The 25,694-nt window shown below is 51.4% G+C and carries 21 protein-coding genes; 15 read left to right on the forward strand and 6 right to left on the reverse strand.

The genetic code is table 11. The annotated features are described in order from the left end of the window. Positions 1 to 83 precede the first annotated feature (83 nt). On the reverse strand, positions 84 to 500 hold the full coding sequence (locus tag ABD796_RS34280; RefSeq protein WP_344917549.1) for a helix-turn-helix domain-containing protein: 417 nt from the start codon (positions 498 to 500) through the stop codon (positions 84 to 86). 230 nt (positions 501 to 730) lie between these two features. Between ABD796_RS34280 and ABD796_RS34285 the strand changes: the two genes are divergently transcribed. From ABD796_RS34285 to ABD796_RS34320, 8 genes are all read left to right on the forward strand, one after another. Further along, positions 731 to 1,984, forward strand: a complete 1,254-nt coding sequence (locus ABD796_RS34285; RefSeq protein WP_379116143.1) for an NtaA/DmoA family FMN-dependent monooxygenase — start codon at positions 731 to 733, stop codon at positions 1,982 to 1,984. A gap of 51 nt (positions 1,985 to 2,035) precedes the next feature. Further along, a complete protein-coding gene (locus tag ABD796_RS34290) occupies positions 2,036 to 3,040 on the forward strand; it encodes an ABC transporter substrate-binding protein (protein ID WP_344917053.1) in 1,005 nt (334 codons plus the stop codon). 323 nt (positions 3,041 to 3,363) lie between these two features. Continuing rightward, positions 3,364 to 3,675, forward strand: a complete 312-nt coding sequence (locus ABD796_RS34295) for an ArsR/SmtB family transcription factor (RefSeq protein WP_344917055.1) — start codon at positions 3,364 to 3,366, stop codon at positions 3,673 to 3,675. Between the two features lie 63 nt (positions 3,676 to 3,738). Continuing rightward, a complete protein-coding gene (locus ABD796_RS34300) occupies positions 3,739 to 5,106 on the forward strand; it encodes an NAD(P)-binding domain-containing protein (protein ID WP_344917057.1) in 1,368 nt (455 codons plus the stop codon). A gap of 48 nt (positions 5,107 to 5,154) precedes the next feature. Continuing rightward, positions 5,155 to 6,105: a thioredoxin-disulfide reductase gene (gene trxB, locus ABD796_RS34305; protein WP_344917059.1), complete on the forward strand. Its 951-nt coding sequence runs from the start codon at positions 5,155 to 5,157 to the stop codon at positions 6,103 to 6,105. 330 nt (positions 6,106 to 6,435) lie between these two features. Further along, a complete protein-coding gene (locus tag ABD796_RS34310) occupies positions 6,436 to 8,061 on the forward strand; it encodes a hypothetical protein (protein ID WP_344917061.1) in 1,626 nt (541 codons plus the stop codon). 11 nt (positions 8,062 to 8,072) lie between these two features. Further along, entirely contained in the window at positions 8,073 to 8,606 is a 534-nt protein-coding gene (locus ABD796_RS34315; protein ID WP_344917063.1) for a hypothetical protein, read from the forward strand. A 315-nt stretch (positions 8,607 to 8,921) separates the two neighbouring features. After that, a complete protein-coding gene (locus tag ABD796_RS34320) occupies positions 8,922 to 9,440 on the forward strand; it encodes a GrpB family protein (protein ID WP_344917065.1) in 519 nt (172 codons plus the stop codon). 134 nt (positions 9,441 to 9,574) lie between these two features. On the opposite strand, the gene ABD796_RS34325 is transcribed toward ABD796_RS34320, so the two are convergent. Beyond that, the gene (locus ABD796_RS34325; RefSeq protein WP_344917067.1) at positions 9,575 to 10,003 is read right to left on the reverse strand and encodes an SRPBCC family protein; all 429 of its coding nucleotides are present in this window, start codon (positions 10,001 to 10,003) and stop codon (positions 9,575 to 9,577) included. 499 nt (positions 10,004 to 10,502) lie between these two features. Between ABD796_RS34325 and ABD796_RS34330 the strand changes: the two genes are divergently transcribed. Next, positions 10,503 to 11,390: an alpha/beta fold hydrolase gene (locus ABD796_RS34330; RefSeq protein ID WP_344917069.1), complete on the forward strand. Its 888-nt coding sequence runs from the start codon at positions 10,503 to 10,505 to the stop codon at positions 11,388 to 11,390. Positions 11,391 to 11,456: 66 nt separating this feature from the next. Here the strand turns inward: ABD796_RS34330 and ABD796_RS34335 are convergent, their stop codons facing one another. Continuing rightward, positions 11,457 to 12,344, reverse strand: a complete 888-nt coding sequence (locus tag ABD796_RS34335) for an AraC family transcriptional regulator (protein ID WP_344917071.1) — start codon at positions 12,342 to 12,344, stop codon at positions 11,457 to 11,459. Between the two features lie 214 nt (positions 12,345 to 12,558). On the opposite strand from ABD796_RS34335, the gene ABD796_RS34340 reads away from it, so the two are divergent. After that, a complete protein-coding gene (locus ABD796_RS34340; RefSeq protein ID WP_344917551.1) occupies positions 12,559 to 13,413 on the forward strand; it encodes a phytanoyl-CoA dioxygenase family protein in 855 nt (284 codons plus the stop codon). 149 nt (positions 13,414 to 13,562) lie between these two features. Here ABD796_RS34340 and ABD796_RS34345 read toward each other — a convergent pair whose 3' ends face one another. Continuing rightward, positions 13,563 to 14,360 carry an AraC family transcriptional regulator gene (locus ABD796_RS34345; protein WP_344917073.1) on the reverse strand — a complete coding sequence of 266 codons (798 nt, stop codon included), beginning with the start codon at positions 14,358 to 14,360 and terminating at the stop codon, positions 13,563 to 13,565. A 325-nt stretch (positions 14,361 to 14,685) separates the two neighbouring features. On the opposite strand from ABD796_RS34345, the gene ABD796_RS34350 reads away from it, so the two are divergent. From ABD796_RS34350 to ABD796_RS34360, 3 genes are all read left to right on the forward strand, one after another. After that, positions 14,686 to 16,023 carry an ABC transporter substrate-binding protein gene (locus ABD796_RS34350; RefSeq protein ID WP_344917075.1) on the forward strand — a complete coding sequence of 446 codons (1,338 nt, stop codon included), beginning with the start codon at positions 14,686 to 14,688 and terminating at the stop codon, positions 16,021 to 16,023. A gap of 119 nt (positions 16,024 to 16,142) precedes the next feature. Next, positions 16,143 to 18,005: a glycoside hydrolase family 97 protein gene (locus ABD796_RS34355; protein ID WP_344917078.1), complete on the forward strand. Its 1,863-nt coding sequence runs from the start codon at positions 16,143 to 16,145 to the stop codon at positions 18,003 to 18,005. Between the two features lie 28 nt (positions 18,006 to 18,033). After that, a complete protein-coding gene (locus tag ABD796_RS34360) occupies positions 18,034 to 20,562 on the forward strand; it encodes an S-layer homology domain-containing protein (protein ID WP_344917080.1) in 2,529 nt (842 codons plus the stop codon). Positions 20,563 to 20,684: 122 nt separating this feature from the next. Here the strand turns inward: ABD796_RS34360 and ABD796_RS34365 are convergent, their stop codons facing one another. Next, the gene (locus ABD796_RS34365) at positions 20,685 to 21,614 is read right to left on the reverse strand and encodes a helix-turn-helix transcriptional regulator (protein WP_344917082.1); all 930 of its coding nucleotides are present in this window, start codon (positions 21,612 to 21,614) and stop codon (positions 20,685 to 20,687) included. 358 nt (positions 21,615 to 21,972) lie between these two features. Between ABD796_RS34365 and ABD796_RS34370 the strand changes: the two genes are divergently transcribed. Together ABD796_RS34370 and ABD796_RS34375 are read left to right on the forward strand one after the other, a co-directional pair. Next, the gene (locus tag ABD796_RS34370; protein WP_344917084.1) at positions 21,973 to 23,313 is read left to right on the forward strand and encodes an ABC transporter substrate-binding protein; all 1,341 of its coding nucleotides are present in this window, start codon (positions 21,973 to 21,975) and stop codon (positions 23,311 to 23,313) included. Between the two features lie 406 nt (positions 23,314 to 23,719). Beyond that, complete coding sequence (locus tag ABD796_RS34375; RefSeq protein WP_344917087.1) at positions 23,720 to 24,658, forward strand: FIMAH domain-containing protein; 939 nt, start codon at positions 23,720 to 23,722, stop codon at positions 24,656 to 24,658. A gap of 19 nt (positions 24,659 to 24,677) precedes the next feature. Here the strand turns inward: ABD796_RS34375 and ABD796_RS34380 are convergent, their stop codons facing one another. Then, the gene (locus ABD796_RS34380; protein WP_344917090.1) at positions 24,678 to 25,577 is read right to left on the reverse strand and encodes a helix-turn-helix transcriptional regulator; all 900 of its coding nucleotides are present in this window, start codon (positions 25,575 to 25,577) and stop codon (positions 24,678 to 24,680) included. Between the last annotated feature and the right edge of the window lie 117 nt (positions 25,578 to 25,694).

The following is a 25,694-nucleotide window of genomic DNA, read 5'->3' on the forward strand; positions in this document are numbered from 1 at the left end:
AATAATAGTGACAAGTCTTGTCATAAATAAAAAAGGAGTTATGCGATTTCCCAAAACGATTGCTTGAATATGGACTTAAGCCATCACGCCAAATCCAGATTGCTTTTGCGGTATTGCAGCGGGGTGGAGCCGACGCGCGTCTTGAACACGCTGCAAAAATATGACGTTTTGGAGAAGCCAAGGTGCATGGCGATCTCCTGAATCGACCCCTCGCTTTGATGCAATCTTCGCGGAAATGTGCCTCGATCTATCGGAGCGCTTTTTCCGTTTGATGAAAAGCCCGCGACTACTACGCACTGTCTTCGGGAAGCAATCGGGTTGTCGCGGCTACATCCGGTTCTACGGGTTGGCATAAGGAATCGATTGCACCGGGAAAAACGATTACACGGTTGTCGGCCGTCCATGACGGACAGGCTGCCAGGACAACTGGCAGTCTTTTGCATCGAGAACGTAGTAGACAATTTCACCGAAAACGGAGATCGATTTTGATAATTGTGCATGTTCCATTTGTTATTTATGTATTTGCTTTTATGGAAGTCCCTGCTACACTGATTACTGAGAATGATTATCGTTATTGTTGAAGCGATAATGAACAATTCGTTCTTCAATCATGTGCATCCGATTGGCGACCCCGAGAGGATGACTATTTTATCGTACAGGAAAGGACGGTAGCGGCAAGTTGAATGCAAATAAACCATTATTCATTGGATTTTCATTATCGGCAACGTGGATGAAGGGGCACGGTTGGCGGCATCCGGACAGCGGCGTGGAGAGAATGGAGTCGATCGATTATTACATCGAATTGGCCAAGCTGGCAGAGAAGGCAAAGCTCGATTTTCTGTTCCGAGCGGATTATCTTTATATAAGTCCACAAATGCTGGGCGATTCCGCTAATTTTGGCAGTCCCGACCCTACGCTCATGTTTGCGGCGATTGCTCGCGAGACAGAGCGGATCGGACTGGTTACGACGGTTTCCACTACCTTTAATCCGCCGTATGTGGTCGCCAGGCAGCTCCAATCATTGCATTGGCTTAGCAACGGACGTGTCGGTTGGAACATTGTCACTTCGATCGAAGGAGCAGAAAATTTCGGCGATGTGCCCATGCCTTCTCCGCAGGTGAGGTATGCGAAAGCCAAGGAATTTACGAATGTGGTGCGCGAACTATGGGCAAGCTTCCCGTGCGAAGCGATCCTGGTTGACCGCGAGACGGGCAAGTTTTCCGATCCGGAGCAAGTTTCGCCGATCAATCACAACGGCGAGTTTTTCACGGTCAAGGGACCGCTTACGCTTCCCGCTCACCAATCGGGTACGATTCCTTTATTTCAAGCGGGCGCCTCGGATATTGGACGAGATTTTGCGTCTTCGGTAGCGGATGCCATTTTCGCGGCAATGCCCGATCTCGAGTCGGGGGTGGAGCTTCGTCACGATCTGAGAAAAAGAGCGGAAGAGCATGGCCGCGTTCCGGACTCGATCAAGGTTTTGCCGGGACTCTACTTTTTCCTGGCCGACACGCGCGTGGAGGCGCAGGCATTATTCGATGCAACCAACGCCCACTTAAGTACCGAGCGCAGACTGGCTTCGCTGAAATCGGTTCTGGGCCTGGATTTATCCGATGTGGAGCTCAAGGATCGCGTGACGGCCGACATGCTGCCCGACCCGAATCAACCGGTTCGCAGCCGGACGCATGCCGAGCTGCTGCGCAGATATATTAGCAACCATCAGCCTACAGTAGCCGAGGTTTTGGCAAGGCCGGAAGTTGTCGGATCGGCACACTGGGTTTCGGTAGGAACGGTTGAGGATGTGCTGAACGATATTATCCAGCGATTCGAAGCAGGGGCGATCGACGGATTTATAGCGCTGCCGGGCGGGTCGGAAAAGTCGATGGAGTTGTTTTTTGAGCAGTTGATGCCGAAGTTGGTGGAACGGGGATTGTTCAAAAGCGAATATGCTGGCTCGACTTTGAGGGACCATTTAAGTATTTAGCAGCCGGTAGGGATGAAACATAAGTATGCGAGACTATTTGGAGGAAGCCAGATGAAAAGATGGATTTGCTTGATTGTTGCGCTTATTATTTCGATAGGAGTACTGGCCGGATGTTCCGGAGCGCCTGCAGAGAACACGCCTTCCACAAGCGCCAAAAGCGAGCAGCCAAAAGGTGCGAGCACGCCTGAAGCCGGCGAGTCCAAGAAGGGCGCATGGCCAAGAACGATAACGGACTCTACCGGTAATAAAGTAGTGCTCAAGGAACGGCCGGGGCGTATAGCGGTGCTCCATCCCTTGTATTTGGATTACTTTTTCGCGTTGGACACGCCTCCGATCGCCTCGGGCAATGCAGCGAATGTGATGAAGGAATTCGCTACTTTGCAGCCATATAAAGGGAAGGCCGAGATAGCAGACTTGGGCAACGGCAGGGAATTGAATTTGGAGGCGATTATCGCTTCAAAGCCTGATGTGATTGTAACCTTTAAAGGTCATATTGACTCGAAGTATGAAGAGTTAAGCAAGATCGCTCCTATTATCCAAATCGACTATAGCGATAAATGGGAAAATGCAACGATGATATGCGCCCAGATTATTGGCAAAGAGGAATTGGCGGAGCGGCTTATCCAGGAAACCAAAGATATGATCGAGAAAACGAAAGCGCAGATGGGTGATTTGAAGAAGAAAAGTTTTGCCTTGCTGAGGGTGGACGGAAAGTCCAATTTTACCGCCCAGGGGACCGCAAACACGACGTACTATAACGAAACGACGGGCTTTGGTCTGGCGAAGCCGAATGGATATCCGAAAGACGGCGCCGTGCTTTCCCTGGAAGCATTGGTGGAAATGAATCCGGATTATATCATTATCCAGCATGATCTTACCGTTGCAAAGGCAGCGTTCCAAGAAAAGGAAGCTCTGGCCGTGTGGCAATCATTGAATGCCGTGAAAAACAAGCATGTCCTGTTTTTTGATAATTCCCTCAATACAGGCAGCGTTTTGGCTATTCGTTTGGCCGCCGAAAATTTCATGAAATTGGCGGGTACAAAAGACCCGGGCTAAACCAGACAGATTCGAGTAAGTTCGGCCGTCTCGAAGTCAAGCCATTATGAACGAACAAGATGAACGAATTTGAGAACCCTCGTGCGCTTCGCCAAGGGATAGCTTGTTATGTCCAATTATACCAAGAGGACGCGCCCATCCATCCTTTGGCGGAGGCACCATCCAGAAGCAACCGAAGGCTGCCAGCTCGACTTTGAAGCGGTTACGAATTTTCCGAAACAATCTTTTACTCATCAAAAAAAATTGATGGTTGACTGTTTGATATCCATTTGTTACACTGAACACATCAATAAAATTTGATGAATTGCTAAGAAGGTGATAACGTGAACTCCCCGTCAATCGATGATGCAACCTTAAATACGTATGAGCAAAAGTTTAAAGCTTTGTCGGATAAGAATCGTTTAAAAATCATACATGAACTGAATCGAAAAGGGAAAGTTTGCGTATGCGACCTCACTGATCTTTTGGAACTGCCGCAATCTAAGCTCTCTTATCACCTCAAAACTCTGTTGGATGCGAATCTGATCCTGATGGAACGAATTGGAAAGTGGAATTATTATGAACTAAACAAAAAGGAAATCAAAGGATTATTATCAGAAAAGCTATGCTGCATATTTTATCCGGATCCAAATTAAAAAATCTTTTTTTAAATAACGAATCAAAAAAAATTGATGCGTATTTTAGGGAGGCAATGATTGATGAAAAACATTGAATTCAAAGCAGTTACGAATAGCTGCTGTGGTCCGACACCAACCGACTGTTGTTCAGTACCTGCAAACACCGAGGAGTCTCAATTAGTTGGACTATCTTCCGAGCACGCGGGGCTCCCGGTTGCCATCATTGGCGCAGGGCCGATTGGACTGGCTGCAGCAGCGGAATTGGCCAATCGCAATCAGAAATTCATTCTTCTCGAATCTGGGCTCAAGGTTGGCCACAACATCCGAGAATGGGGACATGTTCGTCTTTTTTCGCCTTGGCAATACAACATCAATAAGGCAGCCCGGTCTCTTCTTCTTGACCAAGGCTGGACAGCGCCATCGCCTGACGAACTGCCGCTTGGGAAAGAAATTGTGGAGCAGTATCTCGAACCTCTTGCGAACTTGCCTCCAATTAAGCCGAATATCAGGTTCAATTCTAAAGTCGTCGCCATCAGCAGAAGAGACATCGACAAAATGAAATCTGTCGGTCGCGAGAAACAACCGTTCGTGCTTTATGTGGAGACAGAAGGCGGTACCGAAACAATAGAGGCAAGAGCTGTCCTGGATGCATCGGGGACTTGGGGACATCCAAACCCTTTGTACGCCAGCGGTGTTTGGACCAAAGATGAGCAATCCGTACAGCAGCATGTCTTCTACGGAATTCCCGAATTAACGACCGCAAATCAAGCTAAATACAAAGGCAAGCGTGTTGCAGTGGTCGGGAGCGGACACTCCGCACTGAACACTTTGCTGGATCTGGTACAGCTTAAAGAAGTGGACCCTAGAACCGATCTCGTCTGGATCATGAGGAAAAAACGAGTTGAGGAAGCCTACGGCGGGGAAGAGAACGATCAACTGGAAGCGAGAGGCGAGCTTGGGAGCCGGATACACCAGCTTGTGAATGCAGGTCAGATCCAAGTGATCACCCCTTACCACATTGAACGCCTCAAAAAAATAGGAGAACAAATTCAAGTTTTAGGAACTACGAATGGCGAAAAGATGGAAATTAACGGAATTGATCAGATGATTGTAAACACAGGTAGCCGTCCTGACTTCTCCTTCTTAAGGGAAATTCGACTAAACATCGATCCGACTACTGAAAGCGCCGAGAGTTTGGCGCCATTGATCGACCCGAACATTCATAGCTGCGGGACGGTTAGACCTCATGGTCAGAAGGAGCTGCAACATCAAGAGAATGACTTTTATATCGTCGGCATGAAAAGTTATGGCCGGGCTCCAACATTTCTGATGGCTACCGGATACGAACAGGTCAGGTCCATTGCCGCTTATCTTGCCGGTGATCTCGAAGACGCGGCCAAGATTGAACTTGAACTTCCTGAAACAGGGGTCTGCAGTGTGAATAAATAGCACAGCAAATCTCGTCCTGTTGCAACCAATTAAGGGGAGAGAAAAGTGATGCACAAATCCATTATTGTTGGAACAGGTCCAGCAGGACTGACCGCGGCTATTTATCAGGCTAGAGCTAATCTTAATCCTTTAGTCATCGAAGGCCCACAGCCGGGAGGCCAATTAACAATAACTACAGAGGTAGAAAACTTCCCGGGCTTCATTGATGGAATTATGGGACCCGAGCTTATGGAAAAGATGAGGAAACAAGCAGAACGATTTGGTGCCCGTTTTTTAAGGGGATGGGTTACTGAAATTGAATTGTCTAAACGTCCATTTGTATTAAAGGTTGACGGCATGGAGGATATGAAAGCAAAGTCCATTATTTTATCGACGGGTGCTTCTGCAAATTTACTTGGAGGCATCCCAGGGGAAAAAGAATACATCGGTCGAGGTGTCAGCACATGTGCTACTTGTGATGGTTTTTTCTTTCGCAATAAAAAAGTTCTGGTTGTTGGCGGTGGAGACTCCGCTATGGAAGAAGCCAACTTTTTATCCCGTTTTGCCTCAAAGGTTACGATTGTACATCGGCGTAACGAACTACGTGCGTCAAAAATTATGCAAAATCGAGTCCGGCAAAATAATAAAATCAGTTGGGCACTTAACAAAGAGCCCACCGAAATTATGGCAGATGGTCGGGGAGTGACAGGTCTTCGGGTTAGAAACTTGGAATCTGGAGAGGAGGAAACTATCGTAACTGACGGAATATTTATTGCTACTGGTCATACACCCAATACCGTTTTTCTTAATGGGCAGATTGAAACAGATGAAAAGGGTTATATCAAGGTCATGCCGGGCACAACCCAAACAACAATCCCAGGTGTTTTTGCTTGTGGAGATGTGCAGGATTCACATTATCGTCAGGCCATTACTGCGGCCGGTAGTGGATGTATGGCTGCGTTGGATTGTGAGAGGTTTCTCGAAAGTCCGCCCGCATCATATCCAAGAATAAGAGAGTAGTCAGCATGACTGGAACCTATCACGATTGAATCGTGACTAATAATTGCCGATAGCATTACTGCTTGTTGCTTTTTAATGCCCGTCCATCGATTTGCCGTTTAGCAAATTCCGAGAAAAAAAGAGGACGAGCGTGAGTCGATATTTTTTTTGCACCCCCGCAAAAAAACCGCGAAGCCCGATGCTACGCGGTTTTTCCCCGTGATTAGCCTATTACTTTCATTATTCTTTCATTCCGATTCGCTAAACTGAATGTATGCGGGTGGGTCGAGTTTGTCAGGAGGACAGCTTCGGCGGACCGCTATCGCGATTTCCAATAATGAGGTGGGTTTCATGGATTTCCAATCCCGTTCCGCGCATCAACCCAAAAAAACAGGTCCGTCTCCTACGCCTGCTTCTCCCCAATATGAAGCCGAATCGATAGGAACGGTCGAGTACGGCGGAGGTTTAAGCCGCGGTTCCATGATGTCCGCAGGACACATTATGCAGCTGCAGCGCACGGTCGGCAATCAGGCAGTGCAGCGCATGCTGTCGGGGGTCGCAGGACAGGGAAGGGCGCAGCGGGCGCCCGACCGGACGAGCGACGGGGCCCAGGCTGCCGACGGCCCGGCCTCGGCACGATCCAATGTGATCCAACGAGAAGGGGAGGCTGCCGCCCCTGTTCCGCCAAGCGCCGCCGCGCCAAGAACAGATGGAAATTTGCGCTCCATGGGCGAATACTACACGATCTACAAATGGTTGAAAAGCGAGGCGGAGAAGGCAGGCAAAACGGCATTATTCGGCTACTTCGACAGCCTCGATCCCGGACAAAAGATGACCGCCATTCGTGCGATGGCCGGCAATGCCAGACATCCTGATCTGGATAAAGTGAAAGATACGATGATAACAGGCTTTTTTAGAAAAAGTTTCGATTGGAACCGCTTCTCCGAAGTATCGCGCGAGGCGAATCAGACCGATACAGTCAATTACAATGCCGATCAGGCACGCGACTACGCCAGCTATACGGCGATCGGTACATCGTCCGCCGCAGGGGGAACGGGCGGCAGCGCCAAGATCAGCGCGGAGCTGGGCGCGCGCAGTGCGGTTCCCGTGGCGGCGAATGCCGCGCCGGTGGCAGCCGGCTTAAGCGGCGCAGCCTCGCTCTCTCAAATGTACAACGCCACGCAAAATTACGATTCCAGTCTATCCGCCGCCGACAAAGCACAGCTTGTCGTCGGGGAAGGCGGTGGAGGAGCGGCCGACTTCGCGAGGTTTGCGGCTACCGCCTCGGACGGTCCGACTACAGTGGCGAGCGGCGCGGCTACGATGGCGGCGGGAGTGGGAGCCGTCGTCGGGGGAGCCGCCTATCTGGTCAGCGGCGTAGCCGGGTATCGGGAAGGACGCAAAAATGCGGCCAAGCTGGAAGGGCTGGAGAGCGGCTTCGGCGAACGGGCAGACGACGCACATGCGACCCAGCTCGGTCATGCGGCGCATTTGGGCGCGTCCACCCAGCATTTGAACAAAAACAAGAGCGCCGCGACGGCGGCGAAGGGAGCCCTGATGATCGTCGGCGGAGCGATGCTGCTGGCGGCTGCGGCTTCCCCGATCGGGCCGTTGCTTATTACGGCAGCCGCTATCCTGGGCGGGATCGCCGCAATCATCAAATTTTACAAGAAGAGCAAGCGCAAGGAGGCGTTCGTCGATCGCGTGCTCGACACCGAGACGGAAGCGGCGAAGCCGGAAAATGCCGGTTTGGGCAAAGAGAAAGTCAGACAACGGATGATGGAGGCGCGCGGGTTCAACAGCCTCGATCAATGCTACAGCCAGATCGTAACGGACTTGGCCGGTATGCTGTTCGACGGCGGCGTCAAGGGCGAAGACGAGGAATGCAAACAAGTTCTGGAAGCCATGGGGCTCAAAATCGATAAGAAGCAGCAGAAGCCGAGCAAAGAACTGATCGCCAAAAAATTGAACAATTGACGGAGGTCGCTATGGTCAGTACGGAGAGGATGCCGGATTCGTTCTTGCAGGAATGTTGCCGTTACTATGAAACGGCGGGGCTGACCGTCCGTTTGGCGGAGCCTGCCGAGGAATCCCCCTTTTACTCGTTGCTTGTCCGCTTTGACGACATTGGCGAACGTGGCATGATCGTCGATATGGAACTTTGTTTTGTACCTGGATTGGAACCGTTTGCCCAGGAAGGCGTGTACATTTTACAATCGTTTGCCGTTCTTGCCGATGGCGTACCGGCGGACAAGGCCGCCGAGCTGCACTGTGCGACGGCACAGGTCAACATGCTGCTGCCGCTCGGCGCGTTCGGTTTGTACGAGTCAAGCGAAACGCTTTATTTCAAGCACAACACGATGTTGCATCGCGATTGGTTGACGGACGGGACAGGCGTGAACAAGATCGATACACAGAACGGATTGCTGTTGCACCAATTGCATCAATATGCCGAACGTCTGCTTGAGGTCGCGGAAGGCGAGCGGGCCGCAGAAGCGATATTACGAGACGCCTTGGAGTAGCCGAATTTTCCTAATATGTCCGGCAATAGTTTCAGGGAAAAGCTTCAAATCATCCTATTCGGCACATAAACAAACGTTAAGCGAAGGCCGTCCCGATGTGGGGCGGCTTTTTGGCATAAGCGGATATTGATGAAGGATTCAAGCGACCGGATTGTAAAAAATGAATGGATTCATTTTCTCCGCTTTTATTTGATAGCGTAATGCCCTAAAATGATTGAAATATATCGAAACACTCTATCGGATGCACCGAGGTGGAAATGGCGATAAGTTAAATCGATTTGGCATGGAGTCCAATTAACGAGAAGAGGGAATGAAATGAACGTCACAGTTGTAGAATACAATCCAAATTGGGAAACCGACTATCTGCAAGAGGAACAATCCATCAAGGAAATTCTTCAAGATGAACTAGTGAACAGTTTCCATATCGGGAGTACTTCTGTTCCGAATTTAAAAGCAAAACCGATCATTGACATTTTGCTCGTCTTGAACGATATCTGTGAATTGGATGCTTACTCAACCCGATTTGAAAATCTTGGTTATGAAGTGATGGGGGAATTCGGAATGAAAGGAAGAAGGTATTTCCGTAAAGGCGGAGATGACCGCACTCATCAAATTCACGCTTTCCAGTACGATTCTATTCAAGAAATCGAAAGACATATAGCATTCAGAGATTATCTTCGCCAACATCCGGAAATATGCAAGGAGTACGGAGAATTAAAAAGCAAATTAGCTGAAAAATATCCAACCGACATTGATAGCTACGGCGACGGAAAAGACAATTTTGTTAAAAGAATCGAAAAAGAAGCACTCAAATGGCATTGGACAAATCGCTGAAAAATAGCAATTTGTTACATGAAAAAACCGGTCCCTTTACACTACAAGGAATCCGGTTTTCTTAATCACGTACCTAGAGCGAAGTTGTTGAACTAACGTTTCCGTTAGTGGAATGAGCAATTTAACTCAAATTATTAAAACTTACGTTTATGATAGGAGAGACCTTCACCCTCTTCACAATAGGATTTGAGACTATAAAGGAAAATAGCCCAGTTGTAGTTACATGAGCGATAAAATGGCGTTACTTCTTTCCAGTTCATATGACGTAAAGTAATAAAAGATTTCCCGTTCTTCTCATCAATATCAAAGGAAATAATGGTACCAATCCATTCTGGATCTGAATCTATACACTGCCACACGACTTTTTTATTAGTGATCAATTCCTCTATTCTCATCTTAGTTATATCATTGCTGCCGAATCGAAATTCATTAATAAAGCCAATCTGATTATTGATAATGAGTTCATTGGTCCATATTTCCGACAGTCCCTCAGCGGTGGTTAAAGTTTCATACACCTTCGACGCTGGAACATGTACGGTTTGCAAGTGCTCGATATTTGCCATGCCTTACCCCTTTCTATACCTTGGATATGATACTAACAGTTGATATTTACCTGTCTGCAATAATTTATGCATGATGCTTATGATAACATATGATGAATATAATAGTTTCTTTTGGATTGCTATGTCGCAATTATTGCAATTTTTTGTTCAACCAACCTGTCCGTTAATCCCCCACTGAGTCAGTGTAGTGATGCATAGCATGGCTCTAGGCGCCTTGGTTTCGCTTTTATCAATTGTTGGCAGGACATTGATCAAAGTCGACTTCCCTGACCTTGGCTAAACGGGTGACAAGTCTAATTCCCAACTCGCGTTATGTTGTAGTACCTGGCGGTAGTCATACAACTCATATGAATCGAGAAAGTCCTGTGTTTGTAAACGATACGATTCTTCGGTTCTTAAAAGCACGAATGGCAAAGATGCGGTATAGAAGAATAGGAACCTCTCAAACAAAATGGGCATAAGCTGATACTATATGTCGAAATGAGAGGATGTCTTGTACATGTTTCCTTACCCCCAACCCATTCATCCATTCGCCTATCCCGATTACAGGTTTATACCCCCCGGTTATTATTACTCCCCTTATTCTGAAGGAAGTTGGCCCTGGATCAACGGTACCCTGGAATCGGATGAAAGATACCGTTTCCCCGCACAGCAACGGCTTACCTTCGTGCTCGTGCATGGCTCTTGGGCTGACGCTCACTTCTGGGACGGCGTAGCGGCGGTGCTTCGCAGTCAAGGGCATGCCGTCTATACCCCGGAATACGCAGGTCACGGCAAAGATCCGAACAAGGATGTCACGCATGCGATGATCACGAAGTCCGTGGTTGATTTTATAACGAAACTGAACCTCCGCAACTTCGTTCTCGTCGGGCACAGCTTCGGCGGAACTGTCATCCAGAAGGTTGCGGAACAGGTGCCGGATCGCATCAAGCGCCTCGTCTTCTGGGACGCGTTCGTACTGAATGATGGCGAATCGCTTACCGACGAGTTACCGCCCCAAACGCGACAAGGCTTCGAACAACTCCGAGCCGGCTCGAAGGACGATACGATCATGCTTCCGTTTCCGCTGTTTCGGGATTTGTTCGTCAATACGGCCACATTGGAGGAAGCCAGACAGATGTATGCAGACGTTACTCCGGAACCGGCTAGACCGCTTTTCGAGAAGCTGGATCTTAAAGCGTTCTATGCGTTGCCTACACCGAAAAGTTATGTATATTTTTATCAGGACAATGCGTTGCCGCAAGGAGAGGGCTTCGGCTGGAATCCGCATATGTCCACACGGCTCGGCCAGTTCCGTCTGATCGTTGGCGATGGGGACCACTTTACGGATACTCGCACAAGGCCGGACATGGTGGCGCAGAAAATTTACGAGGCGGGTCGGGACTGACAGACCCTTAACTGCGCATATAGACAACGCGTCGACAGCCGGTCCGAAAGGATCGGCTGTCTTTGCTCAAAACGTCGCTGTGAGCAAGGGAGGGCTGTGCCGTTTTTTGTACGACAAGGGCGTCTCGTTCACCAGCCTGCGGAATTCCCGATAGAAGGAGGAGGCGCTCTGGAATCCGCATTGCTCGCAGATGGCTTCGATGGTCAAATCCGTCTGTACCAGCATTCGCTGGGCAGCCTGCACGCGCTGATGGAGCAGGTACGTTTTGAATCGTTCCCCCATGACTTCCGTAAAGAGATGACGGGCGCGCGAAGGGCTGAGCGACATGGCTTTGGCGACGTCGTCGAGACGTATGTTCTCGCGATAATGCGTTTGCATATAGGCAAGACCTAAGCGGACCGCTGCGTATTTGGCATAAAAAGGCTGCCATACGCCATTCGTTTCAGCGTCGTAATGACGGGCAAGCAACGAGCAGATGTGGAACAGCAAGCTCTTGATCAGCGTGCCGTAAGCAGGACGGCGCTCTGCAAGCTCCTCCTGCATGCGCGCGATCAGCTGGCCGATTTCGCGAGCGACGGGGAGCTGCGCCGGGATGCGATGCACAAACCGATCGCGGTCGTACAGGAACGGGCGGAGCAAGCGGAAATCCAACTGCTCGATCGTCGAGGCATTGAAAAATAAAAACAAATTCGAGCAAGTGAACCCTCTGTACGATTTCGACGTATGCCGCTCGATATGGTTGACAATGACCAGATCGCCCGGACCGATGTCGTATTCCCGGTTTTTGAAATAAAACACTCCTTTGCCGGAAAGGCAGCAGCAAATTTCCAACGCGTCGTGCCAATGCGGAATTTCCGGAATGGTCGGCAGTGTCCATGGAACGAGAGCAATCCCCGTCTCCGCGCTCGGTGCATGGTTGTTCCGTATCGCCTCGACGGACTGAATAATGTCCACTTGTCACAGCCTCCTTGTTGTTAGCCCCTTCACCGTTCCAGTATAGGACCAAATCTTTCGCTATTCAATCCATCCCGATGGAAGCAGCCGTTTTTGGGAGGAAAAGGGACGCTGCCGCCATTGTTGCCGCCCCTAAATGTTTCTAAGATGGAGTTGAGATCGGCGATGGGAAGAGACGGTCGGCGGTTGAAAAAAAGGAGGTCTGTTCTTGACTATGCATGCGACATTGCCTTATCGCTTCGAATTCGATAAGAACGAAGTACAGAACATCGTGGAGTGCAACCGGCAGCACGGCTTTGCCGTCGTAAAAGGGATGCTGCCCGAAGGTATGGTGGAGATGCTGAAAGCGGAGGTGCGCCGTGTGCTTGAGCCTATTGTGCAAGCATCCGGGGTTATTACGCACACGCACACCCATTTCATCGAGCTTTCTCCCGTTTACGCGTCTATGCTGACGTATGAGCCGTATATGCGCATCGCCCGTGCTCTGAACGACGACGAACCGATTACGCTGAACCGTTCCGCCGCCATTTACAAACAAGCGGGCTGCGGTCCGATGGCTTGGCATACGGACTGGGGACCTCTCGAGCACCCGTATGATACAAACGCGGTCCTCAACAATTCGGGCGCCAGCTCCATGTGGTTTTATTTGAACGGCATCGACGACGTGCGGGGAGGATTGGCGATTATCCCGGACTCCCATACGGAGGATTGGGAGGCTCCTGAAGGCTTTGCGTTTACGGACTGGAATAAGTCGTTTTACAAAAAGAACGCCGCACCGGCGCCTCATGTGCGGATGGACGATGTGCCGGGAGCCATGCCGGTCGTCGCCGAGCCCGGCGACATGATTGTGTTTGCGGAACGGACGTATCACGGAGTCTATCCGCATCGAGGAACGGAAACGCGGCTGAGCTGCGGCATGAGCTTCCGCAAACAAAGCTACAAGCCCGGAACGGTATGGCCGCTGCCCGAATCGGCGAAGCAGTTTATCGACTTTTGCCCGCCCGAGATCAAGCCGTTGGTCGATGGGTATATCGGAATGGGAGGGGATTGGAGAAGCGTTCCCCGTTAAAACCTCTTTTTCGCGGGAGCGCCACTCCGGCTAGCGGCGAAGAGCACGGTCGCGAAAGCGGCGGAAACAGGCATCGGGACACGGCACGACCGTTCCGGGCCTGTTTTTCGCTGGGGGAGCAGCCGCCGATTCATGCTTGGCTTTTGGCCTCAGATGCGGTGGCTTTTCCGGTAATGCGACGGTGTCGTATGCTCGTGCTTGACGAACATCCGATGCAAATAAAAGCCGTTTTGGTAGCCGCAATTTTCGGAAATGTGTTCGATCGTCAAATCGGTTTCGATTAACAGTTGTTTCGCCTTGGCCAGGCGAAGCGAGGTGAGATAACTTAACGGATTCATGCCGAAGGAGGCGCTAAATTTTTTGGTGAGCTGCACCGGGCTGATGCCGAGCGCAGCGGCGATATCCTTCAAGTTGAACACGCGGAACGCCTGCTGTTGGATCATGAGCTGCGCTTGATGCATGAGCGGTTCGGGCTTCCGAGCGCCTCCCGGTTCACCGGGCAAGCTGCCTTCCCCACATTCATCGCCATAAATCAGCCATATGTCCTGGATATAATGTTTGTATTTAAGCGCTTTCACTAGAATTGGCCAAGATTTCCACTTTTTCATCACCGTGAAGTTTTGCGCAAGACGCGCCGTGTTGCGTATGCTAACTTTTCCCGAGGGGATAAACGCCTCCCTGTCAGTCCCTTCCAAGAACAGTTCGAAATAATAGAAAGTGAGCGGTGTCACGATCACCCTGCGAAAAGGAGTGTCCGGCGGACAAATGACCACATCGCCGAACGTCGCCGTGCCTCTCGTTTCTCCGATTTCAAAGTCAAAAGAGCCCGATTCGACCATAAACATAACCCATACCTTGTAAATATCTTCATAGTGGAGAAAAGCGTCCTTGTTTTCCCAATAGACGATGCTTCTTACCTGCAAGTTGGATATCAGCGCACCTTGCATAAAATCGCCTCCGAGCTAGTATGGAAATTTTGGATAAATAATGAGCTAATAATGTATATGTTCAGATAGGAACCGTTCATTTATGATAAGTATACAACAGAAAGAACAGATAGACTGAATAAAAATGAAGCAGGTTGGACGCCATGAACCAGTGGAAGGAGGTGATACGGGACAAGAAGCAGCATCGGGGCAAGCAGGATCGTTTCGCCCGAATAACGGGCGGGAAGGAAAAGACGGCTAGGGTAAGCGCTTCTTCCGGATGAACGCTGCATGCCGCATTGAAAGCGTTTACATTTTTAGAAAACTGAACTTGGGGGAACTGGATATGCATTACAAAAGAGGATTATCGGCTGTCGCGCTGGCGCTCATGATCGGAACGACGGCAGCGTGTGGACAAGGCAATCAAAGCTCGAACAACGCGGGTGCCGACGGGTCGAAGACCCAGAATGGAGCAGTCAAGCAGGAAGCACCGCCGGAGCCGGTTACGATTAATATGTTGACAGGCTGGAAAATTACGGACGAGGATTTGGATCAAATTTTCTATAAGCCGCTTGCGGCCAAATATCCGCACATCAAGCTCAATGTGATCACCTCGTCCAACACGACTAATATTACATCGATGATCGCTGCGGGAGAAGTTCCCGATATGCTGCTCACGGGCACCGAGGGCTTTCAGCAGATGTTGGATCTGGGCGTAGCGCTTGATTTGAACGAGCAAATCCGGCTGCAAGGATTCGATATGAACCGACTCGATCCGATTATCGTGCAAACGATCAAAGGTTTCGGCAAAAAAGGTGAGATTTACGCGTTGCCGTATGGCATGAACTATAACGCCTTGTATTACAATAAGTCTCTTTTCGACCGTTTCGCCGTCTCCTACCCGACGGACGGCATGACATGGGACGCCGTCATCGAGTTGGGCAAAAGAATGTCGAGAAACGATGGAGGCGTGCTGTACCGCGGACTCGCCGCAAGCCATCTGGTCAAAATAGCTTCTCCGCTCTCCTTGAACCGTTTTGATCCGGCTACGGACAAGGCCGCCATCAACACGGATCAATGGAAGCGGGCGTACCAAGTATTTCAATCGATTGTTTCGATCCCCAACAACGCGAACGATAAGAAGAACGGCGACGAGCTTAACGCGTTCTTGTACGATAAAACGATTGCCATGTACCCCTATATCGGCTTATTTCATCGGATGGCCGACGCGGTCAAGGGAGGATTGGATTGGGATGTAGTCACGTATCCGACATTTCCGGACAAACCGGGCATATACGGCGAAGCAGACGCTTATTACTTATTCGTCACACCGAAGAGCAAGCATCAGAAGGAAGCTTTCCAGGTAATTTCCACCGTGTTGTCAGATGACGCGCAGCTCTCCGCCTCTAAGAAGGGCACGATTGTAACCCCGTTATTGAAGAAGGAAGTGCGGGACAACTTCGGCAAAGAATCGGAAGTGCTGAAAGGCAAAAACGTGCAGTCTATTTTCAAAAGCCGTCCCGTCCCGTACCATAGCAACCCCAGAAAGTATGACGCTATTGCAGATGCTGAACTGAATGCAGGATCTCTGCAGTTGTACGGCAATGCGAAGGACATCAATACGATCATCCGGGAAACGGAAGAAAAGATCGCGAAGAAGGTTGCGGAGAAAGAGGGCAAGTAAGTTCGGATCATTCGGCAGCAGTCGGGCGAAGGCTGCATGGCTGCAAACGGGAACGTTGCGTAAGCGGACGGCAGCCGTTGCCCGAATTGATTCATGCGAGAGAAGCGGGGAGATAAGGGATGAAGTTGGAATCATTGACATGGACCGGAACGGTCAAACTGGAAAGCCCCGGCAGCCGGTTGACGGCAACCATCGGAGTCGATGAGACGGGCAGGCTTCGCTATGCAGTCGAGAGAGCCGGACGGAAGGTGATCGAACCGTCCGAGATGGGCATTATCGTAGACGGGACGGATTTGGGAGAAGGCGTCCGGATCGGAACGACCAGTAGGGTCGCGATCGACGAAACGTATCGGACGAGAGGGCGTCATGCAATGGCGATCAACCGCTGCGCCGATCTTACCGTCGAGATCAAGCACGAGTCGTCAGAGCAACGATGTGTTGTGCATGCAAGAGCGTACGATGACGGCTTCGCTTACCGGTATATCGTACCGGGAGACGGATCGCGGACAGTGGGAGGGGAACGATCAAGCTGGACGATTCCGACGGATAGCAAAGTATGGTTTTTCGAACGGAATTCCGGCTGGAAGTTGAAGAGCTATGCGGGCGAATGGATACATACGTCTCCGGAGCACCTCTCTATCGTTTCGAGTCAGGGACCGGTTCAAGGGACTCCGCTCGTGCTGGAGTTTCCCGGCCCGTACGGCTATGCGGCACTCATGGAGGCCGCCTTGTACGATTATAGCGGTATGCGGCTTGAAGCCGTAGGCAATCGGACGGTGCGGGCGAATTTTACGGAAGGCGCGGATGGCTTCCGCGTACAGGGACGTATCGTTACGCCATGGCGCGTAACGATGGTCGCTTCGGACTTGAACGGTCTTGTGAACAGCGATTTGATCGAGAACTTGAACCCGCCTCCGCTGCCCGGGTTGTTTGCCGACCCTTCGTACATCAAGCCGGGCCGTTCCGTTTGGCGTTGGTGGAGCCAAGGGACGGGAACGCCGTCGGAAGAACGCGAATATGTCGATTATGCGGTCCGGCTCGGATTCGAATATACGACCGTCGACGAAGGCTGGGAGCTGTGGCCGGATACGTGGAACGAGCTGCGGGAGCTGACTTGTTATGCGGCTTCCCGGGATATCGGGGTGTTCGTCTGGAAGCGGTCCAAGGAAATCGACGATCCGGCCGACGGCTATAAGCAAATGCGCGATTTTTTCGACGCGGTCCGGGAAGCCGGAGTGACCGGCCTCAAAATCGATTTTATCGACAACGAAACGAAAGTCGCGATCGATTTTGAAACGAATGCGCTGCGGCTGGCGGCCGAACGGAAGCTGATGATCAATTTCCATGGCATCTCGAAGCCTACGGGCGAATCGCGTACGTATCCGAACGAAATAACGCGCGAAGGCATTCGCGGGCTCGAGCTGAACAAGATGAAGGAAGGACCGATCCCGGCATTTCACAACGCGGCGCTGCCATTTACCCGGTTCGTTGCCGGACACGGCGATTATACGCCGGTCGGGTATTCGAACCCCGGCCCCACGACTTTCGCCCATCAGCTCGCTACGGCGATCGTGTTCACCTCCCCGCTGCAAGTCATTGCGGACAACCCGGCCGTCCTGCTGGAGGATGAACGGGTGATTCCGGCGCTTGACGTACTGAAGGCGATCCCGCCGGTATGGGACGAAACCGTAGTGCTCGCTCCCAGTGCGATCGCGGAATTAGCCGTGTTCGCCCGCCGTATCGGAGCATGCTGGTTTGTAGGGGCGCTGAATGGTACCGAGGAAACGAGGACAATCGACTCGCTCGAATTAAGCTTCCTCGGTTCGGGACCGTACGAGGCGGTTCTGCTGTCCAGTCCCGAGCCTAAAGCTTTCGAACGGATCGAGCGCATATTGGGCAGCGTGGAACGTTCGCTCGCGGTGACAATGGGGCCGGCTGACGGATTTGTGGCCATGTTCGCGCCTTCCGCCGATAAGGAATGACAAAAGTCCATTCTGAAGGAGGACTATGATGAAAACAAAGACTGCAAGGACGAGCAGGATGAAAGTCGTCTGCTCGGTTGTGCTACTGGCTGCCAGTCTGACTATTGTGCCACTGCAGCCTGCTTATGCCGATGGAGACTACATCGATCAAACCTTTGATCATGCCGCAGTAGGACCCATTTCTGGAAAAACGTTTGTATCCGATGAAACCGCATACGGGGGGAGTTCGACGGTGTGGCAGTTGAGCCAAGCGAACAGTACGGCCATTATCGCCTCGGATACGGGGAACAGTACGCCACATTTGCGCGCACAGGCAGGAAATGTGATTTCTACGGAGCCGACCGTGCAGAATGACGGCGTGCTCGTATTCGAAGCGAGAGTGAAGACGGCGGATGCCCAGACGGCCGCCAATGCGGAAACGATCAAGTTCGTGCTGGACGATACGCAAACGCCAACGCGCAAGAAGCTGTGGTGGCTGTCGCTGTATCCGGATTCGCTTCGTTGGGGAGGCGGGGCCGATTTGGCAACGGCCGGGCTGAAGCTGGTCAGCGGCTTGTCGCCCGATACCTGGTACTATTTGAGGATCGAGTCCAATTTGGCAACGCTGAAAAACAACATTTATTGGGGGACGGACCGCAATGCGCTTGCTCTTGTGAAACAGACGGGGGTGTTTGACACTACGGCGCCGGTATATAACAATCCGGTCAATCCGCGCTTGCGTCTCATGGCCATGAGACAGGTCGCGCTGGACGACATTCGTCTTTATCATGTACCAGCTCCGGAAGATCCGAATCCGCCAACGAATCCGGATGTGATCGATGTCGATACGGTTCCCGAATTCGATGTGAGCGGGAATTGGTTTTGGAGCTCGACGGTCAAAGGCCCGATTCTAAAAAAGCCAGAGACGATCTGGACAACCGAACAGGGCGCTACCGCTACGTATAATCCACCGATCGATCAGATGGGCAACGTGCGGATTTCCATCTACAAGCTGCGCCTAAATGAAAACAATGATCCGAATGTGCAATTCGATATTCACCACGCCAATGTCGTCGATACGGTATATGTCGACTTCACGACGGGGAACACGGGATGGTATGAGCTTGGAACGTATCCGTTCTCGGGGAATCCGCAAGAAGAGTTCGTAAAGCTAACCAAGCTGACAAGAACAGGGAGTACGAGAGCTAGTGCAGTTCGGTTCGAGGTTTTAAACGGCGCTACCGGCAACCCTCCCGTTTTGCAGACCTTGTATGTGAACTCGGACACGATAACGAACAGTGCCATCACGAATCCTCCCACCAAGTTCGAAGATATTGCCGATCATGCAGCGAGGAAAGATATCGTCTACTTATCGAATAAAGGCTACGTTCAGGGCACGACGGAGACGCAATTCGAGCCGAATAAGACCATAAGCCGCGGAGAATGGATTACCGTTCTCGTTCGGGCGATGGGACTTGAAGCGAATGCGGCCGGAAACATCTATCCCGATGTTCCTGCCGGCAGCCAACTTGCAGGAGCAGTAGGAGCCGCTCAAGCGGCGGGTCTGCTTCAGCAGCTTCCGCTTGCAAATGGCAATCTTCAACCGGCCTCCTTTATAACCCGGGAAGAAATGGCTCTGCTGCTGGATCACGCCGTCACGTTCAAGGGAAGAAATCTCGACTGGCTGGCATCGAGGCAGAACCCGTACTCCGGGTATACCGATCTAAGCTCCATACAGCCTTGGGCGAGGAATGCGGTGGAGCGCATCGTCGGTCTAGGCATCATGGGATCACCGGGTGGCGCCTTTCAGCCGGCAGGAACGGTGACGCGCGCTCAGATGGCGGTCATGACGAAGCATTATTTGCAAACGATCGAATGGGCCGGCCCGCCAACGGACAGTAACTGGGAGCTTTCCTTTCAAGACGAATTTGACGGAACCGATCTGGATTGGAACGTATGGAAGCCGCAAAACGGTTTCCCCGGGCATATTCTCTCCAGCCGGTGGAAGGAGAATGCCGTAGTCGAAGAAGGGCTGCTTAAACTGGTGACCAAGAAGGAGCAGCGCGGAGGCGCGGATTGGACCACCGCTTCCGTATGGGTAAAGAGCACGGTGTTCGAGCAGACATACGGGTACTGGGAGGCGAAATACCGGTACGCGGCCGCTACCGGATTGAACCAGTCGTGGTGGATGATCGACGGCGCAGACCCCGGAGCCGCGAACAGCTTGTTCGAGATCGACATCAATGAAGGCCATTACCCCAATCGCATCAATATGAATTTGCATACCTATATCGACGGGGTCAGAAAGCAAAATCAAATCCTGTATCGATCCGAGGATGACCTCAGCGCGGACTTCCATACGTACGGACTGGAGTGGAACGAGCAAGAACTCATCTATTATTTGGACGGGAAAGAAATCGGCCGGCGGCCGGTGGCCAACGCGAACCTTCCGGTCTATCCGATCCTGTCCACGGCGCTGCTGAATGGAGCGGGTCCGATCACCGACGCGCTGGACGGCAAGAGCATGGACGTCGATTACGTCAGAGTGTATCGGAAGAAGCCGGCCAACTTCAACTGAATCTCTTCGCGCCGCAAGTAGCGACGAAGATGGCGTATATTTCAAATGAATCTAGCCCTTTCGCTTCCGAATAGGAAGTCGAGAGGGCCTTTTTTGTGTTCTATGCGCTTCGGCGCAACCGACTAAAACGTAATATGATCATGGCTCCGCTCTTCATTGGAGCGGAACTGGTGCGGGGTGACGCCCAGGATGCTGCGAAACACCTGGCAAAAATAACTGCTGTTGGCGTACCCGATCTGGTGCGCAATGTTCTCCACGGACAAGGGCGTCGTCCGCAGCAGACGAACCGCCTGATCCATCCTGATCTTGGTCAAATACTGCACGGTGGTCAGCCCTGTAAACCGGCGGAACGTCCGCAAAAAATGGTATTTGGACATGCCGGACATGGCCGCGATCTGCTCGAGTCCTTCCGCTTGCGCATAGTTGTCGTGCATGTACATGACAGCATGGACGATAGCGGGAGGCCAGCCTTCCGTATTGGGACGAAACGTAAAAAAGTGCCGGCAGCATTCCATCAGAAAACGATAGCTCATCTCGGAAGCGCGATAGCCGTCCCGAATTTGAAATTGGCTCGCCTGCCGATGAATTTCGAGCAAGGTGCGGATCGGCGAGCTGTCGATATCCAGCGTCAACACATGTCCGAACTGGGACGTGATGCGCTGCCAGCATTCCTCCACATAGGGCCCGTACAGGTTGATAAACAGAAACGCCCACGACTCGCTGTGCTCCGGCAAATAATATTCGTGATCGCTGGGGATTTTGACAAAAATCGCCTCGTTCGGATGCAGCTCATGCACGGCGTCTCGGACCCTGCAACTCCCAAACCCCGACAACGTATATTGAAACACAAAGTGGCCATCCATGCCGCGGCGGGTCAGTCCATGTTGCCGGTATTCCGTTGTAAACCGCTCATCAATGCCGACGGAATCCATCTGCACCAGTGTTCCGGGCGTATTGCGCACAAAACGAAAGCTGAAGCATTGCAGGGAACCATCCGCATAGGATAATTCTTGTTCCGTCGGGATATGCGGCGGAAACCATTGCTTTCCCATTAGCAGCCTCCTCGTTCATGCCAGGAGAGACGGTCACCCGCATGAGCAATTTTGTATTATTTTCAGCAGAAACTTATCGTTGTGATTCGTGAAACAGTTGTTTATATTAAACATATCCTATCATTTACAAATGAGGATGAAAAGCTGAAAAGCGCAATATTACGTGGTTTTTCAAATGTCGATTGGACTGCATCGGCGAGGCCCGGACAGGGAAACCGGCGGGCAACACTACAATCGCATAGAGGGGGAAAGTCGTTCGGACATGACGTATTCGGGCTTATTTGGCATGCACTTTTCAGTAATCGATTTCCAAAAAGGAACTAGCCAATCACACAGATGAAAGGGGATTTTCAAAACCATGACGATCACATCACGCAAAAGCAGCGCCAGCGCAATTGTAGCTTCGGCACTCCTTGCCTCCTTGGCCTTGACCGCTTGCGGCAAGGAAGAGACAAGCAATGTCAACCGCCCGGATCCAACGGAACCGCAAACCAAAGTCGAGGACAACAAACCGGTAACCGTCAGTATGTACATTCATGCCAGCATGGTCGATGACGCGGATTTGAAGACATATTTCATTGAGCCGCTCAAAGCAAAGCTGCCGCACGTAACGTTGGATGTCATTCGCGACGGCAAAGGATTTCAGGTGGAAGAGGTGTTGGCTACGGGAACGTTCCCGGACCTGATCGTCACCAGCAATCCGAATATCCCGATATTTAAAGATAGGGGTCTGGTACGGGATATCTCGAGTCTCGTCCTATCGCATAACATCGACTTGAACCGGATTGACAAGACACTGGTCGATGCGATCAAAATGAACAGCCCGACGGGTGAATTGTACGGCTTGCCATTCCGCCAAAACCTGGGCGTGCTGATCTATAACCAGGATATTTTCGATAAATTCGGTGTCCCGTATCCGACGGATGGCATGACGTTTGAGGAGGTGGTGGAAAAAGCAAGGAAGCTGACGCGTGTCGAAGGGGATACGAACTATATCGGTTACGATCCCGGCAACGTCCCGAACAACGTGTCGACGTCGCTCTCTCTCCCGTTTGCCGATCCGAAGACGCACAAAGCTTCGTTTGACAGCGACGGCTGGCGCACGGTGTTCGAGTTTTTGAAAACGGCGTACGAGGTGCCAAACTTTATCGGGCCGAACAAGGAGTTCAAATACCCGAACGGATTCCAAACGGAAAAACGGATGGCGATGCAATCGACATGGGTGCTCGGCGTCGCCGTTGCGGCAAGCCAAAACAAATACGACGGGATGAAATGGGATCTGGTCGCCAACCCGAACTTCAAAGGGCATGTCGGCGAAGGGCGTGAAGCGGATGTGCATCTGATGATGCTGTCCAAATTGAGCAAACAGCCGGATGCAGCGATCGAGGTCATGAAGGTGCTGCTGTCGGAAGACGTTCAGACCGCCTTCTCCAAAAACGGACGCCGCAGCGTGCTGGTCGATGACGCGATCCACAAGCAATATGCGTCCGGCATCGAGCAGTTCAAAGGGAAAAACATTGCGGGCATTTTCAAAACAAAGCCGATTCGCCCGCATGAAGTGTCGCCATACGATGCGAAGCTGCGCGCCCTGGTGGAAGCGACGAAGCAGGAGTTTGCCATTGGAGGCAAAGATTTAAATACGTATGTGCGTGATTTGCAAGAACAGGCCAATAAAGAGATTGAAGCGATGCGGAAGTAGCGGATAGGGGAGAAGCGCCGGGAGAAACCGACAACGATGTAAAGGAGGAAACATGTATGATCTCATTTGTAAGACAAAAATGGTTGACGATTGTGACTGCCTTGTGCATGCTGCTGTCATTGGCCGGTGGCTTTGCACCGAAAGCAAGCGCGAATGCAGACTCAGGAGCAACGAATATGATCGTTAATGCGGGCTTTGAAGATGTAACAGACGGCATTAAGGCGCTGCCATGGCGAGTAAGCGCGGCATGGGGGACCACGGTTAAGCTGGGGCCGGAATCGGCACACACAGGAAGCAATGGGGTGTCCGTCGAGACAGCGACGAATAATAACCCGTGGGTTGCCCAGCTTATTCCGGTCGAAGAAGGGGCGACATACCGGTTCAATGGATCGGCGCTTATGAAATTGTGCGCGCCCTGGATCCGGACCATCCGATCTATATGGTGGAAAACCAGGCAGACGCGTTTGTTTCGACCGGGCAAGCCACGGATATTTTGGTCAGTGATCAGTACCCGTTCCGCCCAAGCGAAACATTGCCGATTCGCCTTGTCGGCGACGACGTTCGCAAAGCGATTGCAGCGGTGAAGGAAGACAAGCCGGTATGGAGCATCCTGCAGACGTTCCAGTCGGGAGCGTGGAACTATTTGCCGACGATTGCCGAAGTGCGCAACATGGGATACCAATCGTTTTTGGCGGGTGCAAAAGGACTCGGCTTCTATGCGATCACCGATCCGGGATGGCGCTTGAAAGATTCGGTTTTGTGGCCGGGCATGGTCGCCTTCAAGGATGAAATCGGGCTGATGCGCGACTTGCTCGTCGACGGGACGAAAACGAATGAATCGATCGGAAACGATGTTCAATGGGGCGTCTGGTCGAAAGGAAACGCGCAGTATGTAATCGCGATCAATACATCGTCCCAACAGCAGCAGGCGAGCATTCCGCTAGGCCAGACGGGAAGCCGCGTCGATCTGCTCCATGGCGATACGCCGTCGCAATTCGGCGTACTGACAACCGAGCTGCAAGTGACGCTCAAGCCGTTGCAAACTAACGTGTATCGTGTCGTATCCTTAATCGATGATGCGAGTAATGTAGGAAGCACGGTGAGTTCCTTGCAAGCGGCAGGCAGCATCCATGCGCAATTCGCCAGTCAATTGGAATACCGGATGAGCATCATCCAGCTGCTGCTCCGGCAGGGGAATTTTGAACAAGCAGTCTCGTACATCCAGGACTTTATCCGTTATATTCATGATCCGTCCGTCCTTGCACAGCTGCTGATTACACCAGAAGCGGCTGAACAGTTGGGAGGACAGTTAGCGGCATTGCTGCACAGTATGACTCATCAGTAAGCATATGCAAGCGCTTACTTTACTCGCCATCTTTTAAATACGGGGACTGACGGTGCATTTTGCGGTATTCCTTCGGCGACATGCCCTCGAACTGCTTGAACACGAGTCCGAAGTAAGAACTGTCCGTAAAGCCGATCCGCGAACAGATTTCGGAGATAGGCAGGTCGGTAAACACAAGATCGTGCTTGGCTTCGCATACACGGGTATGTGCGATGAAACGGGTTACGGTTTCGCCGGTTGTCTTCTTGAACAAACGACATAAATAGTAGGGCGAAATATAGAAATGTTTGGCCAACGCCTCAAGCGAAATGGTTTCCGCGTAATGGACGGACAAGTAATCGATAATTAGCCGGACGACAGGGTGGTACTCGCCAACATGGTCGGCGGCAGGATGAAGATGGTTGAAGCGGAGAAAATGAATTTCTTCAAGCAGCCGGGTCAGCAATATGCAAATCATTTGCACGAAACCGGTTTGGCGAGACTCGTATTCGACACGCATTTGGACGAGCAGCGCATAGATGCGTGCATGCTGTTGCTTGCACAGCACAAAATGCGCATGCTCGGCCTTATGTTTTGTTCCGAACAGTTGGACGACCTGTTTATTCGTTTCGGGAGTCAGGCATTCAGGCAAAAAGTTAATAAATGAGCGCGTGAAACGATTTCCGGGTGTCGGAACCGATCTATGCATATGCTGTCCATCGATTAAAATCAGATCGTTTCCATGGAAGGTGTGCACGTACTCGCCGTTGATGTAATGACCGGAGCCTTCGTGAAGAAAAAACAGTTCGTATCCCCGATGAGAATGGGCGTCCATCGTGAACTCGGTCGTGGTGTGACGGTATCTCATGAAGAAGGGCAGTTTGTGCAAATGCTTATTGGTAAACTGATCTTCAAATTCGGGCCGATTGCCGGATCGCATAGCTCATCCCTCCCATTGCAAACGATTAGCACCATTTCCTTTTATTTCCGTATCTACTATAAGCATAAAGGAGGTCCGGCGTTTTGACAAGCAATGGGAAGGCGAGCTATGGACGGG

It is taken from the genome of Paenibacillus hodogayensis (assembly GCF_039536325.1).
In the GTDB taxonomy this organism is placed as follows: domain Bacteria; phylum Bacillota; class Bacilli; order Paenibacillales; family NBRC-103111; genus Paenibacillus_AB; species Paenibacillus_AB hodogayensis.